The sequence below is a fragment of the Leisingera sp. UBA4491 genome (assembly GCF_002388965.1).
GTDB classification, from domain to species: domain Bacteria; phylum Pseudomonadota; class Alphaproteobacteria; order Rhodobacterales; family Rhodobacteraceae; genus Leisingera; species Leisingera aquaemixtae.
This window is the reverse complement of sequence record NZ_DGNN01000019.1, coordinates 97,238-110,833: the sequence shown is the minus strand read 5'-3', so window position 1 is coordinate 110,833 and position 13,596 is coordinate 97,238. Positions and strand designations below refer to the sequence as shown.

General features: G+C 65.8%; 11 protein-coding genes. 9 read left to right on the top strand and 2 right to left on the bottom strand.

Annotated features, from left to right (window positions below; genetic code table 11):
* The first annotated feature begins 7 nt into the window (after positions 1 to 7).
* Positions 8 to 1,294 (top strand): hypothetical protein, encoded by a 1,287-nt coding sequence (locus B2P87_RS10865; RefSeq protein WP_167510243.1) that lies wholly within the window; start codon positions 8 to 10, stop codon positions 1,292 to 1,294.
* A gap of 173 nt (positions 1,295 to 1,467) precedes the next feature.
* On the opposite strand, the gene B2P87_RS10860 is transcribed toward B2P87_RS10865, so the two are convergent.
* Entirely contained in the window at positions 1,468 to 3,834 is a 2,367-nt protein-coding gene (locus tag B2P87_RS10860; protein ID WP_141889958.1) for a Tex family protein, read from the bottom strand.
* 336 nt (positions 3,835 to 4,170) lie between these two features.
* Here B2P87_RS10860 and gatB point away from each other — a divergent pair, with 336 nt between their 5' ends.
* The 3 genes from gatB (at position 4,171) to B2P87_RS10845 (ending at position 7,879) form a co-directional block, all read left to right on the top strand.
* On the top strand, positions 4,171 to 5,682 hold the full coding sequence (gatB, locus tag B2P87_RS10855) for an Asp-tRNA(Asn)/Glu-tRNA(Gln) amidotransferase subunit GatB (protein ID WP_141889957.1): 1,512 nt from the start codon (positions 4,171 to 4,173) through the stop codon (positions 5,680 to 5,682).
* A 306-nt stretch (positions 5,683 to 5,988) separates the two neighbouring features.
* Positions 5,989 to 7,230 (top strand): peptidase T, encoded by a 1,242-nt coding sequence (gene pepT, locus B2P87_RS10850; RefSeq protein WP_141889956.1) that lies wholly within the window; start codon positions 5,989 to 5,991, stop codon positions 7,228 to 7,230.
* A gap of 169 nt (positions 7,231 to 7,399) precedes the next feature.
* Complete coding sequence (locus tag B2P87_RS10845) at positions 7,400 to 7,879, top strand: DUF4177 domain-containing protein (RefSeq protein ID WP_141889955.1); 480 nt, start codon at positions 7,400 to 7,402, stop codon at positions 7,877 to 7,879.
* Positions 7,880 to 7,895: 16 nt separating this feature from the next.
* On the opposite strand, the gene B2P87_RS10840 is transcribed toward B2P87_RS10845, so the two are convergent.
* Positions 7,896 to 8,150: a BolA family protein gene (locus B2P87_RS10840; RefSeq protein WP_008555905.1), complete on the bottom strand. Its 255-nt coding sequence runs from the start codon at positions 8,148 to 8,150 to the stop codon at positions 7,896 to 7,898.
* Positions 8,151 to 8,257: 107 nt separating this feature from the next.
* Here B2P87_RS10840 and B2P87_RS10835 point away from each other — a divergent pair, with 107 nt between their 5' ends.
* The 5 genes from B2P87_RS10835 (at position 8,258) to cobT (ending at position 13,530) form a co-directional block, all read left to right on the top strand.
* A complete protein-coding gene (locus B2P87_RS10835) occupies positions 8,258 to 8,881 on the top strand; it encodes a J domain-containing protein (protein ID WP_141889954.1) in 624 nt (207 codons plus the stop codon).
* A gap of 320 nt (positions 8,882 to 9,201) precedes the next feature.
* On the top strand, positions 9,202 to 9,570 hold the full coding sequence (locus B2P87_RS10830; RefSeq protein WP_141889953.1) for a hypothetical protein: 369 nt from the start codon (positions 9,202 to 9,204) through the stop codon (positions 9,568 to 9,570).
* Positions 9,571 to 9,949: 379 nt separating this feature from the next.
* Complete coding sequence (gene cobS, locus B2P87_RS10825) at positions 9,950 to 10,936, top strand: cobaltochelatase subunit CobS (RefSeq protein ID WP_058284445.1); 987 nt, start codon at positions 9,950 to 9,952, stop codon at positions 10,934 to 10,936.
* Positions 10,937 to 10,954: 18 nt separating this feature from the next.
* The gene (locus B2P87_RS10820; protein ID WP_141889952.1) at positions 10,955 to 11,656 is read left to right on the top strand and encodes an aspartate/glutamate racemase family protein; all 702 of its coding nucleotides are present in this window, start codon (positions 10,955 to 10,957) and stop codon (positions 11,654 to 11,656) included.
* Positions 11,653 to 13,530, top strand: a complete 1,878-nt coding sequence (cobT, locus tag B2P87_RS10815) for a cobaltochelatase subunit CobT (protein ID WP_141889951.1) — start codon at positions 11,653 to 11,655, stop codon at positions 13,528 to 13,530. The genes B2P87_RS10820 and cobT overlap by 4 nt, the downstream gene beginning before the upstream one ends.
* Positions 13,531 to 13,596 lie beyond the last annotated feature (66 nt).

The following is a 13,596-nucleotide window of genomic DNA, read 5'->3' as shown; positions in this document are numbered from 1 at the left end:
AGCACAAATGATCACACAGTCTCGGCAGGCACGGGAACTTCTGTCCCGGATTTCAGGTCTGCTGCCCCGCAAAACCCGGCCTGCCGCCCGCATCCGGCCCGTCCCAGTCCCAGCCCCCTCCGACACGCTTCTGAACCGGAGCCTGGCGGACAGCCTGTCCATCCCGATCCGCAGCGCCCAGGGCGATCCCGACTGCCTGCAAGCCCAGAACCGCGGCCAGTTTCTGGCACGCCAGGAACGCTGGGAGGACCTCTCGCTCGAAATCCGGGAGGCCGACCAGAGCCGCGCCACCGCCCGCTGCGGCCTGCCGCTGGCCGATCTTATCGCCTATGGCGCGCGCGCCGATGTGGTCAACGCGACCGAACATGCCCTCTCTGAACAGAAGGATACCGGCAACCGCAGCCTGATCCGCGGGCTGATGGCGTTTGAAGCGCTGCGGGCCGAGCACCGCCACGACCCCTATCTGACGGCGCTGGTGGCGCTGGCCCATATCGATATCGGCTGGGCCTGGCGCGGCCCCGGCAACGCCCCCGCCGCCCCGGCTGCCAGCCAGCGCCGCTGTGCCGCGCATTTCGACCGCGCCGCGGCGTTGCTGGAACCTATTGAGGGGGACAGCGGGGACAGCCCCTTCCTCCAGGCAGCGCAATGCGCCCTGTTTGCCCGCAGCAGCAGCGGCACCCTGCCGGTGGCGGATGCCTTTGCCGCGCTGATCGACCTGGCCCCCGCCAACCACCGCCACATGCGCACGCTGGGCACCCAGATGCTGCCGCGCTGGTCCGGCTCTTATGCGGCGCTGGAGCTTGAGGCCCGCCGCACCGCCGCGCGCACCGCGCAGACCTGGGGCGCAGGCGGCTACACCTGGGTCTATTTCGACGCCATCGCCATCGACGATCAGGCCTGCGCCCGGGTCGACACCCGGTTTTTCCTCGACGGTCTCAGGGATATCGTGCAGGCCGACCCGTCGCAGGAGATGATCAACCTGCTGGCGGCCTATTGCACGGTTGCGCTGCGCAAGGACTTGGGCCGCAATATTCAGGCCGATGTGCCGCGCCTCAAGATCGCCGCCGCCGCCGGCTGGCTGATCCGCGACCACCTGAAGGAGCTGCACCCGCTGGTCTGGGCCCATGCCGCCGAAGGCTTCGACAACAGCGCCCGCATCACCTCGCTCAGCCGCTTTGCCGCCCGCGGCCATGCTGGCGCGCTGCAGGCCATCGCCACCCAGTTCCGCGAGGAGATCGAAGGAGGCCAGAAGGTTGCCTTTACCGAACAAGGGCTGGAGTTCAGCCCCGCTTGATCCGGCGGCCGCAGCTTTCACATCCCCAAAAAAACTAGCCGTCAGCGGCAGCCACTGCCCGTCGCGCCAGCGGCGGGCACGCGTCCGCCCGGGCGGGCGCTCATCGCACCATTGCGGCGAACACGGCCAGCCCGGGCCTGTCCTCATCGAATTGGGGCCGAAGCCCCGTTTCGTCATTTCTTCTTGAAGGCGTCCATCAGGGCCGCGCCCAGCGCGCCTGTACTTTGGCCTGAGCCCTGCTCCTTGCCCTGGCCGCCCCTGGGGCCAGCAGACATCTTGCCCTTGCCGCCCTGAGGGCTGCCAGGCTTGCCGCCGCGGCCCGGGCCTGCGCCTTTGGCCGGGCTGCGGGCATTGCGGTCCTCCTTGGCAGAGGCGCCGCCGTCCTTCTTCATGGTCAGCCCGATCCGCTTGCGCGGCACGTCCACCTCGGTGACGGTGACCTTGACCACCTGACCGGTCTTCACCACCTCATGCGGGTCTTTCACAAACCGGTCGGCCAACTGGCTGACATGCACCAGCCCGTCCTGATGCACCCCGATGTCCACAAACGCCCCAAAGGCCGCGACATTGGTCACCGTGCCCTCCAGGACCATGCCGGGTTTCAGGTCGGTGATCTCTTCCACCCCGTCCTTGAAGGACGCCGTCACGAAGGACGGGCGCGGGTCGCGGCCCGGCTTTTCCAGCTCCTGGAAAATGTCGCGCACGGTGGGCAGACCGACGCCACCGCCCACGAAATCCTCGGCCCGCAAGGGCCTCAGCGCCGCGCCGTCCCCCATGATCTGGCGGATATCGCGCCCGCAGGCGGCCACGATCTTGCGCGCCACATCATAGCTTTCGGGGTGCACAGAGGACGCATCCAGCGGCTCTTTTCCGTCGCGGATGCGCAGGAAGCCCGCGCATTGCTCAAATGCCTTGGGACCCAGCCGCGCCACTTTCAGCAGTTCCTTGCGCGAGGCAAACGCCCCGTTCACATCCCGATGCGCCACAATCGCCTCCGCCAGGCCAGGGCCAAGGCCCGAGACATGGGACAAGAGCGGCGCCGAGGCCATGTTGAGGTCCACTCCCACCGCGTTCACCACATCCTCGATCACCGCCTCCAGCGATTTCGACAGTTTGTGCTGGTCCACATCGTGCTGGTACTGGCCGACGCCGATGCTCTTGGGTTCGATTTTCACCAGCTCCGCCAGCGGGTCCTGCAGGCGGCGCGCAATCGACACGGCCCCGCGCAGGGATACGTCCAGATCCGGAAACTCCCGCGCCGCCAGCTCAGACGCGGAATAGACCGAGGCGCCGGCCTCGCTCACCACCACCTTGGTCGGCGCCTTGATCTTGGCCGGCAGGTGTTGCAGCACCTCCGCCACCATCCGCTCGGTCTCGCGGCTGGCGGTGCCGTTGCCGATGGCGATCAGCTCGACGCCGTGTTCGGCGATCAGTTTCACGATCGACACCTGCGCGCCGTGCAGATCGTTCTTCGGCTGGAACGGGTACAGGGTCTCTGTGGCCACCAGTTTGCCCGTCGCATCAACCACCGCCGCCTTGACGCCGGTGCGAATGCCCGGGTCCAGCCCGAGGGTCGGCCGCGCACCGGCCGGAGCTGCGAACAGCAGGTCCTTGAGGTTGCGGGCAAAGACCTGAATGGCATCTTCCTGCGCGCGGGCCCGCAGGTCGCCCATCAGCTCCAGCATCATCGAGAGCGACAGCTTCACCCGCCAGCACCAGCCAGCCACCTTGCGCAGCCACACGTCGCCCGGCCCGTTGCCGCCCGCGCCCAGCACGGCCGCCACCATCGCCTCTGCGCGCGCCACGCCCTCTTCCGGCTCCGGCCCCACGTCCAGCGTCAGCACGCCTTCGTTGGAGCCGCGCAGCATCGCCAGCGCCCGGTGCGAGGGCACATCCGCCCAGCGCTCGGAATGGTCGAAGTAATCAGAGAACTTGGCGCCCTTCTGCTCCTTGCCCTCGACCACCTTGGCAGACAGCACCGCCTCCTTCTGCAGGAACTCCCGCAGCCTGCCCAAAAGGGTCGCATTCTCGATCAGCCGCTCGGTCAGGATATCCCGCGCGCCGTTCAGCGCGTCCTTCACCGTGGCCACCGCCTCGGTCAAATATCCTTCGGCCAGTTTCTCGGGATCGGCGCTGCGATTGTCCAGAATGGCATCCGCCAGCGGCTCCAGCCCGTTTTCCCGGGCGATCATCGCCTTGGTGCGCCGCTTGGGCTTGTAAGGCAGATAGATATCCTCCAGCTGCGCCTTGGTCTCCGCCTTGGCAATCGACGCAGCCAGATCGTCGGTCAGCTTGTCCTGACCTTTGATCGACTCGAGGATGGCCGCCCGACGCTTTTCCAGCTCGCGCAGGTAGTCCAGACGCTCCGCCAGGGTGCGCAGCTGGGTGTCATCCAGCCCGCCCGTCGCCTCCTTGCGGTAGCGCGCGACGAAGGGCACGGTGGCGCCTTCATCCAGCAGCGCCACCGCAGCGCTCACCTGCTTGGCAGCGGCGCCGATTTCCGTGGCAATGGTCTGGCTGATGCGGGCGGATGTGTCCAAGGCGGCCTCCTGAAAGTCTGTTCGGGCTGCCAGTTCTAGCCCTCCTGATGCACCCCGCCAAGAGGCTGAATCAGGCACAGGCGAACCATTGCGAACGGCAGCGCCCGTCCGCGGGCGGAAGCAAAACGCCCGCCCATGGGGACGGACGGGCGCTGCCCGGGCTTGCAGCCCGTGCAAAACAAGAAGTATCGGCACCGCTCAGAGTTATCCGCGCCACCTGCCCTCTTGCCCCTGCGCGCCGCCGGGCCTAGAACGCTGTGCAACTGAAAATGATATTGTGGCGATGAAATATCGCACCATGTCACTGCAACTGACATTCGGATACGGCGGAAAACCATGCTCGACCTGACATATGAACTCCCCAAGCCCAAAGTGATCGCGGGCGCCAAGCATGACTGGGAACTGGTCATCGGCATGGAGGTGCATGCCCAGGTCAGCTCAAATGCCAAGCTGTTCTCCGGCGCCTCCACCAAGTTCGGTGCCGAGCCGAACTCCAACGTAGCCTTTGTGGACGCGGCGATGCCCGGCATGCTGCCGGTAATCAACGAGTACTGCGTCGAGCAGGCGGTGCGCACCGGCCTGGGCCTGAAGGCCGATATCAACCTGTGGTCGGCCTTTGACCGCAAGAACTACTTCTATCCCGACCTGCCGCAGGGCTACCAGATTTCGCAGCTGTATCACCCCATCGTGGGCGAAGGCGAAGTGCTGGTGGAACTGGGCGACGGCACCGCGCGCACCGTGCGGATCGAACGCATCCACATGGAGCAGGACGCGGGCAAGTCGATCCACGACATGGATCCCAACATGTCCTTCGTCGACCTGAACCGGACCGGCGTCTGCCTGATGGAGATCGTCTCCCGCCCCGACATCCGCGGCCCGGAAGAAGCGGCGGCCTATATCGCCAAGCTGCGCCAGATCATGCAGTATCTCGGCACCTGCGACGGCAACATGCAGAACGGCAACCTGCGCGCCGACGTGAACGTCTCGGTCTGCCTGCCCGGCCAGTACGAGAAGTACCAGGAAACCCAGGACTTCAGCCACCTCGGCACCCGCTGCGAGATCAAGAACATGAACTCCATGCGCTTCATCCAGCAGGCCATCGAGGTCGAGGCGCGCCGCCAGATCGCAATTCTGGAAAGCGGCGGCGAGATCATGCAGGAAACCCGCCTGTATGACCCGGACAAGGGCGAGACCCGCTCCATGCGCTCCAAGGAAGAGGCGCATGACTACCGCTATTTCCCCGACCCGGACCTGCTGCCGCTGGAAATCGAGCAGGACTGGGTGGACGGAATCGCCGCCAGTCTGCCGGAACTGCCGGACGAGAAGAAAGCGCGTTTCATCAACGACTTCGGCCTCTCCGACTATGACGCTTCGGTGCTGACCGCAGATGTGGAATCGGCCGCCTTCTTCGAGGAAACCGCCAAGGGCCGCAGCGGCAAGCTGGCTGCCAACTGGGTCATCAACGAGCTGTTCGGCCGTCTGAAGAAAGAAGACCACACGATCACCGAATCCCCGGTTTCGCCTGCACAGCTGGGCGGCATCATCGACCTGATCGCCTCGGACGCAATCTCCGGCAAGATCGCCAAGGACCTGTTCGAGATCGTCTATTCCGAGGGCGGCGACCCGGCGCAGATCGTCGAGGAACGCGGCATGAAGCAGGTGACGGATACCGGCGCTATCGAGACCGCCCTGGACGAGATTATCGCCGCCAACCCGGCGCAGGTGGAGAAGGCCAAGGTGAACCCGAAACTGGCAGGCTGGTTTGTCGGCCAGGTGATGAAAGCCACCGGCGGCAAGGCCAACCCCAAGGCGGTGAACGAGCTGGTCGCCAAGAAACTGGGCGGCTGAGCCCGGCAGGAAACGGAATTTTAAAGGGCGCCCCTCGCGGCGCCCTTCTTCTTGCCGTTATCGGGGGTGCCATGCGTGCACCCCTTGTGCACCCCCTATGCACCGGGTGCTGTCCTTTCTAATCTTCCTCCTGGCGGCACGCCGGGCAGCCCCCGACCGCCCCCATGGGCGGGGGCTTCGCCCCCACCCGCGGTCAGGCGCTGCCCTTCGCGCTGTCTCAAACCGCCTCACTCCCCCGTCAAATGTGCCGCCGCTTGACCTTCCCCGCGCCAGCGGGTTTCCTCCTGCCAAAATCCCGGAGGCCCCATGACCCGCATTTTCGACCAGGAACTCGAGGACCGTCTGGTCCGCTACGCCGCCATCGACAGCCAGAGCGACGAGACCTCAGCCGCGACCCCCAGCACCGAAATCCAGTTCGATATGCTGAACCTGCTGGTGGCGGAGCTGCAGGAGATCGGCGCGCAGGATGTGCAGCTGACAGACTACGGCGTGGTTCTGGCGACCGTTCCCGCCACCGCACCGGGGCCGGCGATTGGCTTCCTTGCCCATGTCGACACCGCCCCGCAGTTCAACGCGAGCGGTGTGAAGCCGCGGGTGATCAAGAGCTACGATGGCTCTGACGTCACTTTCCCCGACAACCCCGCGCTGGTGCTGTCGCCGGAAAAATCCGCCTACCTTGCTTCCAAACAGGGCGACGACCTGATCACCGCCTCGGGCCTCACCCTCCTGGGCGCGGATGACAAGGCGGGCGTGGCCATCGTGATGACGCTGGCCCGGCATCTGCTGGCCAATCCGGACATCAAACACCCGCATATCCGCCTCGCCTTCACCCCGGACGAGGAGATCGGGCGCGGTGTGGGCGAGCAGCTGCCCAAGGATCTGGGCGTGGCCTTCGCCTATACGCTGGACGGCGGCGACGCGGGCGAGATCGTCTATGAGAGCTTCTCTGCCGACCGCGCGGTGGTGCGCATCAAGGGCGTCTCGATCCACCCCGGCTGGGCCAAGGAAAAGCTGGTGAACGCCGCGCATCTGGCGGCAAAGATCGTGCAGACGCTGCCGCAGGCCACGATGACGCCGGAAACCACGGACGGGCGCGAAGGGTTCATCCATATCACCGATATGAACGGCGGCTCCTCTGAGATGGAAATCAAGCTGATCCTGCGCGACTTTGAACTGGACGGGCTGGCGGCCAAGGGCGATCTGCTGCGCAAGGTCTGCGAGGCGGTGCAGGCCACGGAACCGCGGGCGGAGATCACTTGCGAGATTTACCCGCAGTACCGCAACATGCGCTACTGGCTGGAAAACGACATGACCCCGGTGGAGCTGGCACTGGCCGCGTGCCGCGCGCATGGGATCCCCCCTATCACCACCCCGATCCGCGGCGGCACCGACGGCTCGCGGCTGACCGAACTGGGGGTGCCCACGCCCAACATCTTCACCGGCATGCAGAACGTGCACGGGCCGCTGGAATGGATCTCGGTGCAGGACATGGCCAAGGCCACCGAAGTCTGCCTGACGCTGGTGCAGATGGCCGCGGCGGAGGGCTGAACCGGCAGACGGACCCGGAATTTTGCGAAAACTCCGGCTCGGAAAGCATGTGATTTCCGGGCCGTTTTCCGCGCCGGAGAACGGCGAAGCGCCGGGCCTTCGCAGCCGCTCCGGCCCTTGACCGCTCCCGCCTTTCCGCTAAAGCTGCAGGCCGAAACAGGAGACGTTCATGCAAGCATTTGAGTACAAGGTGGTGCCCGCCCCTGCCAAGGGCACCAAGGCGAAGGGGGTGAAGACACCCGAGGCGCGCTTTGCCAATTCGATCGAGATCCTGCTGAACGAGATGGCGGCCGAGGGCTGGGAGTTTCAGCGCGCGGAGCTGCTGCCGAGCGAGGAGCGCTCCGGGCTGACCGGCTCCACCACGAACTGGCGCAACGTCCTGGTGTTCCGCCGCGTGCTTGCTGCGGAGCAGCCGGAAACCGCGCAGGCTCCGGCCCAGGCCGCCACCACCGTGGAGTTCCGCCACAGCGAACCGCCGCTGACTGCCACCGCAGGCGACCCCGAAGCTCCCGGCGGCGCCACGCCGGTTCCGGGCGCCGGAGCCGCCAGGATGCAGGCCGATGACGGCGTCGAAGAGCTCAGCCCGGTGTCCGGCGTGACCGCCGCACTGAAGAACCGGGCCGCGCAGAAGGGCGACGGGGAGGACTGATCCTCCCCCTTCGGGATCAGACGCCGGTATCCAGCGCCAGCGCGTGGATGCGCGGCACGATCCCGCCCAGCGCCTTGTGAACGGCGCGGTGCTGGGCCACCCGGCTCATGCCGCCGAACGCCTCCGACCGGATCCGCACCGCAAAATGGCTCTCTCCGGAGCCGTCATCGCCCGCATGGCCCGCGTGCTTGTGGCTTTCGTTGACCACCTCCAGCGCGCTCGGTGCAAAGGCCGCCTGCAAGGCCGCTTCCATTTCCTGCTTCACGTTCATTTTCCGCTCATCCCCATAAATTTTTCGGCGCGCCCCCTTCAATCTGGCGCCCCTTAGACTAAACTGCTGCCTCCGAGTCGAACAGAAGCGTCTAGAAGGTGCGCCCCATGACCAAATCCGATCCCTTTGGCTTCGATATGTCCATCCGCTCTGCCAAGAAGAAGAACCCGCGCGGGCGGCGGGCCGCTACCGGTGCGTCGGAGACCTCCGTACGCGTCTGCGACAAGGATGGCTGCGAGGAAGCCGGCAAGTTCCGCGCGCCCAAGGCGCCCGACGTGCTGGATGACTACTTCTGGTTCTGCCAGGAGCACGTGCGCGAGTACAACAACAAGTGGAACTTCTTTGAGGGCACCACCGAAGCGGAGCTGAATGCGCAGCGCTCCAAGGACAAGGTCTGGGAGCGCCAGACCAAGCCGATGGGCGACCCTGAGGCCCGCGCGTGGGCGCGGCTGGGCATCGAGGACCCGCATCAGGTTCTGGGTGCCAATGCCACCCAGAACCCGGGCCGCGGCGCCAAGACGGGCCGCCGCCTGCCGCCCACCGAGCGCCGTGCCATCGAGATCCTGGAGGCCAGGGACGACTGGACCAAGGCCGATATCCGCAAGGCCTACAAGAAGCTGATCAAGGTGCTGCACCCGGACATCAACGGCGGCGACCGCAGCCAGGAGGAGCAGCTGCAGGAGGTCATGTGGGCCTGGGATCAGATCAAGGACAGCCGCAGCTTCAAGTAAGCCCGGCAAAGCAGTGATGCGCAAAGGGCGGCCTTGGGGCCGCTCTTTTACTTTGTCCTGGGAGAGATCCTCCCAGGCGAGATCCTCCTGAGGCAGATTGTCCTGGGGCCGGTGTCCAGCGCCCGGTGCAGCCCTCGTCCCCCCTACAAGGTCCAGGCGGGTATCCCAAAGGATAGGCGGGCGCGCTTCTGCCGCCTGCCGGGCGGCAATTCTATACCTTTGCTGGCGCGCAAATTCCGGTTCTCTCGTTTAGATTGAATTTATCGAAACCTCAGCGCACCCGGCCCTCACAGCTGCCGCCAATTTACAGGAGACCGCCCATGCACCGCCTCGTCATCACCGCCAAGCTCGCCCCCGGCACCACCCATCAGCAGATCGCCCGGTTCATCAGCCAGAACCGCCCGGCGATGCAAAAGGGCGGGGCCACCGGCATGATGATCCGCTGCGGCGGCACGCTGCAGATCATTCTGGAAGGCCCCGAAGCGGTGACCCAGGCCACCGCCAGCGCGGCCCGGTCGAGCGGTCTGTTTACGGCGGCGAAAGCCGCAGGGGCGGTGCCGATCCGTTTTCGCGCTTTCGACAAGATCTGCCTGGCTTATGCCAAGCCGGAGCATCTGGGCGGCAGCCTGCGCCGCGAGATCGGCCTTCTGACCGGTCTGGAGCTGCCCCAGCAGCCCCTGGCTGCCTGATCCCGCCCGGATCCTGTCCCGGGCCCGCTGACGCCGGCAGCGCAGGCCGCCCGGCGCCGCAGGCGATGGGCGGTCTTTTGCCGAAAGCTAATGATAGACTTTTTATTTCTTTGACCCGGCCCGCCGTCACCGGTTAGGCAAAGATGTGCCGGCCGCAGCCTATCCCCCCAAGCGTCGCGGTCGCCGGCAAAACGCGCCCCCTGCTGCCCGGCCGGGGGCGCTGTGCGTGAGGCCGCCTCAACCGTCCGTCCAGTTCCGCTGCAATCGCGGCGTCAGCTGGCTTCCTGCCATAGTTCCCCTTGCCCTCGCGCGCCAGATCGGGCACCAATCCCGCGGATTGGACCCTGATGGCAGGGAAGCGAGATAAGGATCGACTGGGATGACCGACGGCTTTGTGGACATGAATGCGAAACCGACCGAAGCAATTTCGGTGCGCGATGTGTTCGGGATCGACACGGATATGACGGTCAAGGGCTTTGCCGACGGCTCCGACCGGGTGCCGGCGCTGGACCCGACCTACAAGTTCGACCCGGAAACCACGCTGGCCATTCTGGCGGGCTTCAGCCACAACCGCCGGGTGATGATCCAGGGCTACCACGGCACCGGCAAATCGACCCACATCGAACAGGTCGCCGCCCGCCTCAACTGGCCCTCGGTGCGTGTGAACCTCGACAGCCATATCTCCCGGATCGACCTGATCGGCAAGGACGCGATCAAGCTGCGCGACGGCAAGCAGGTCACTGAATTCCACGAGGGCATCCTGCCCTGGGCGCTGCGCAACCCGGTTGCCATCGTGTTCGACGAATACGACGCGGGCCGCGCCGACGTGATGTTCGTGATCCAGCGCGTTCTGGAGCATGACGGCAAGCTGACGCTCCTGGACCAGAACGAGATCATCACCCCGAACCCGTTCTTCCGCCTGTTTGCCACCGCCAACACCGTTGGCCTGGGCGACACCACCGGGCTGTACCACGGCACCCAGCAGATCAACCAGGCCCAGATGGACCGCTGGTCGCTGGTCTCGACGCTGAACTACCTAAGCCATGACGCCGAAAGCGCCATCGTTCTGTCCAAGGCGCCGCATTACAACACCGAGAAGGGCCGCAAGACGATCAGCCAGATGGTAACCGTTGCCGACCTGACCCGCACCGCCTTCATGAACGGCGACCTCAGCACCGTGATGTCGCCGAGGACGGTGATCAACTGGGCCCAGAACGCCGAGATCTTCCGCGACGTGGGCTATGCCTTCCGCCTGTCGTTCCTGAACAAATGCGACGAGCTGGAGCGCCAGACCGTGGCCGAGTTCTACCAGCGCTGCTTTGACGAAGAGCTGCCGGAAAGCGCCGCAAGCGTGAGCCTGGGGTAAGCAGACAGGACGAACCGTATGCACATTGGCTTGATTGGCGGGATCGGCGTTGCGGCCACCATCGTCTACTACCAGCGGCTGACCGCTGCGGTGGACCGGCTGGGCGGCAAGCTGGATCTCACCATCAGCCACGGTGACATACAGACCCTGATCCGCAACAACCTGGCCGATGAACGTGCCCTGCAGGCAGAGATCTTTGCCCGCCAGATCGACAGCCTGAAAGGCGCCGGCTGCGATTGCGTGGCGCTGACCTCGCTGGGGGCGCATTACTGCGTTGAAGAGATGAATGCGCTCTCGTCCCTGCCGGTGATTTCGGGCGTTGCACCGCTGGATGACTATTTCGCGGCGCAAGGGATCCGCCGGGTTGGCCTGCTGGGCACCCGCGTGGTGATGCGGACCCGTGTTTACGGCCAGCTGCACCAGACCAGCGCCGTAGCGCTGGACGAAGAGATCGACACCCTGGGGCAGACCTACCAGGACATGGCGGTCTCCGGCAGCTGCACCGCCGGCCAGCGGAGCCAGATGCTCGATGCCGGGCGGCGGATGGTTGACGAATTGGGTGCGGAGGCAATTGTCCTGGCGGGCACCGACCTGAACCTGGCCTTTGACAATCAGGACCCAGGTTATACCGTAATTGACGCGCTGGATGTGCATGTGTCGGTCCTGGCCGATCTCGCGGCCGGACGCTGCAGCCTTGATGAAGTGGCGATGACGAAATGAAAAAGCCCAACGACAACCCCGCCGATCCGTTCAAGAAGGCGCTGACTGAGGCCACCAAGGTCATGGCCAACGACCCGGAGCTGACCGTCACCTACACGGTCGACCCCTCGGGGCTGTCGGGCGACTCGATGCGGCTGCCGCAGGTCTCCCGCCGGATGAGCCGCGAGGAGGTGCTGCTGGCCCGCGGCACCGCGGATGCACTGGCGCTGCGCCACAAGTTCCACGACGACGCCACCCACGCGAAATACGTGCCGCAGGGCGAAATGGCCCGCGATCTCTATGAGGCAATGGAAACCGCCCGCTGCGAGGCGATGGGCGCGCGGCATATGCCCGGCACCGCGTCGAACATCGACGTCAAGATCCGCAACGAATCGATCCGGCGCGGCTATGACCAGATGAAATCCTCCTCCGAGGCACCGCTGGCCGCCTCTGCCGGCTATCTGATCCGGCATCTGGCCACCGGCCGTCCGCTGCCCGAAGGCGCTGCCAACATCATGGAGCTGTGGCGCGGGTTCATCGAATCCCAAGCCGGCGGCACGCTGGAGAACCTGGACGAGACCATCGCGGATCAGGCTGCCTTTGCGAAACTGGCGCGGCAGGTGATCTCTGACCTCGGCTATGGCGACCAGCTCGGCGATGACCCGGACGATATGGACGACGACGCGGGCGACGAGGCCGAGGAGAACGCCGAGGAGCAGCAGGATCCGGACAGCACCGGCCAGGATGACTCCGACGAGGAGCAGGCCGACGCGTCCCCCGAGCAGAGCCAGGAGCAGCAGCAGGACGAGAGCCAGGCCCAGGTCTCGATGGACGAGATGGCCGACGAGGAACTGGCCGAGGACACCGAGATGCCCGACGGCGAGGCGCCGCTGGAGCCGCCTGCCCCGCCGCCGGTCTCCGAGGCCGATCCAGACTACAAGGTGTTCCAGGACGCCCATGACGAGGAAATCAACGCTGAGGATCTGGCAGAACCGGCCGAGCTGGAGCGCCTGCGCGCCTATCTCGACCAGCAGCTGGAGCCCTTGAAGGGCGCGGTGAGCCGGCTGGCCAACAAGCTGCAGCGCCGCCTGCAGGCGCAGCAGAACCGCTCTTGGGAGTTCGACCGCGAGGAAGGCATCCTGGACGCGGGCCGCCTCGCCCGCGTGGTCGCCAACCCGACGACGCCGCTTTCGTTCAAAGTCGAAAAGGACACCGAATTCCGCGACACCGTGGTGACGCTCCTCCTGGACAACTCCGGCTCGATGCGCGGCCGCCCGATCTCCATCGCCGCGATCTGCGCTGACGTGCTGGCCCGGACGCTGGAGCGCTGCAACGTGAAGGTCGAGATCCTCGGCTTCACCACCCGCGCCTGGAAGGGCGGCCTGGCCCGAGAGGCCTGGCTGAACGAGGGCCGGCCGCAGCAGCCCGGACGCCTCAACGACCTGCGCCACATCATCTACAAGGGTGCGGATGCCCCGATGCGCCGCACCCGCACCAATCTCGGCCTGATGATGAAAGAGGGCCTCTTGAAGGAAAACATCGACGGCGAGGCGCTGGAATGGGCGCACCGGCGGATGATGCACCGGCCCGAAGCGCGCAAGATCCTGATGGTGATCTCCGACGGTGCCCCGGTTGACGATTCGACGCTGTCGGTGAACCCGGCGAACTACTTGGAGAAACACCTGCGCGACGTGATTGCCATGGTGGAGAAGAAAAAACAGGTGGAGCTGCTGGCGATCGGCATCGGCCACGACGTGACCCGCTATTACGAGCGCGCGGTGACGATCACCGATGTGGAGCAGCTGGCCGGTGCGATGACCGAGCAATTGGCCGCCCTGTTCGACAGCGACCCGCGCGCCCGCGCCCGGGTGATGGGCATCAAGCGCGCCAGCTGACCTCGCAGCGCAACCGGCGAGGGGGCACTCCCGCGCCGTCGGTCTGCATCAAAGATGCCGTCCTCA

What these genes read in the sequence shown, in the direction of transcription:
- pepT (WP_141889956.1), top strand. Translation starts at nt 5,989, where the DNA reads ATGACCCGCATTTTCGACCAGGAACTCGAGGACCGTCTGGTCCGCTAC.
- B2P87_RS10865 (WP_167510243.1), top strand. Translation starts at nt 8, where the DNA reads ATGATCACACAGTCTCGGCAGGCACGGGAACTTCTGTCCCGGATTTCA.
- B2P87_RS10830 (WP_141889953.1), top strand. Translation starts at nt 9,202, where the DNA reads ATGCACCGCCTCGTCATCACCGCCAAGCTCGCCCCCGGCACCACCCAT.
- B2P87_RS10845 (WP_141889955.1), top strand. Translation starts at nt 7,400, where the DNA reads ATGCAAGCATTTGAGTACAAGGTGGTGCCCGCCCCTGCCAAGGGCACC.
- cobS (WP_058284445.1), top strand. Translation starts at nt 9,950, where the DNA reads ATGACCGACGGCTTTGTGGACATGAATGCGAAACCGACCGAAGCAATT.
- B2P87_RS10820 (WP_141889952.1), top strand. Translation starts at nt 10,955, where the DNA reads ATGCACATTGGCTTGATTGGCGGGATCGGCGTTGCGGCCACCATCGTC.
- B2P87_RS10835 (WP_141889954.1), top strand. Translation starts at nt 8,258, where the DNA reads ATGACCAAATCCGATCCCTTTGGCTTCGATATGTCCATCCGCTCTGCC.
- B2P87_RS10840 (WP_008555905.1), bottom strand. Translation starts at nt 8,150, where the DNA reads ATGAACGTGAAGCAGGAAATGGAAGCGGCCTTGCAGGCGGCCTTTGCA.
- cobT (WP_141889951.1), top strand. Translation starts at nt 11,653, where the DNA reads ATGAAAAAGCCCAACGACAACCCCGCCGATCCGTTCAAGAAGGCGCTG.
- gatB (WP_141889957.1), top strand. Translation starts at nt 4,171, where the DNA reads ATGCTCGACCTGACATATGAACTCCCCAAGCCCAAAGTGATCGCGGGC.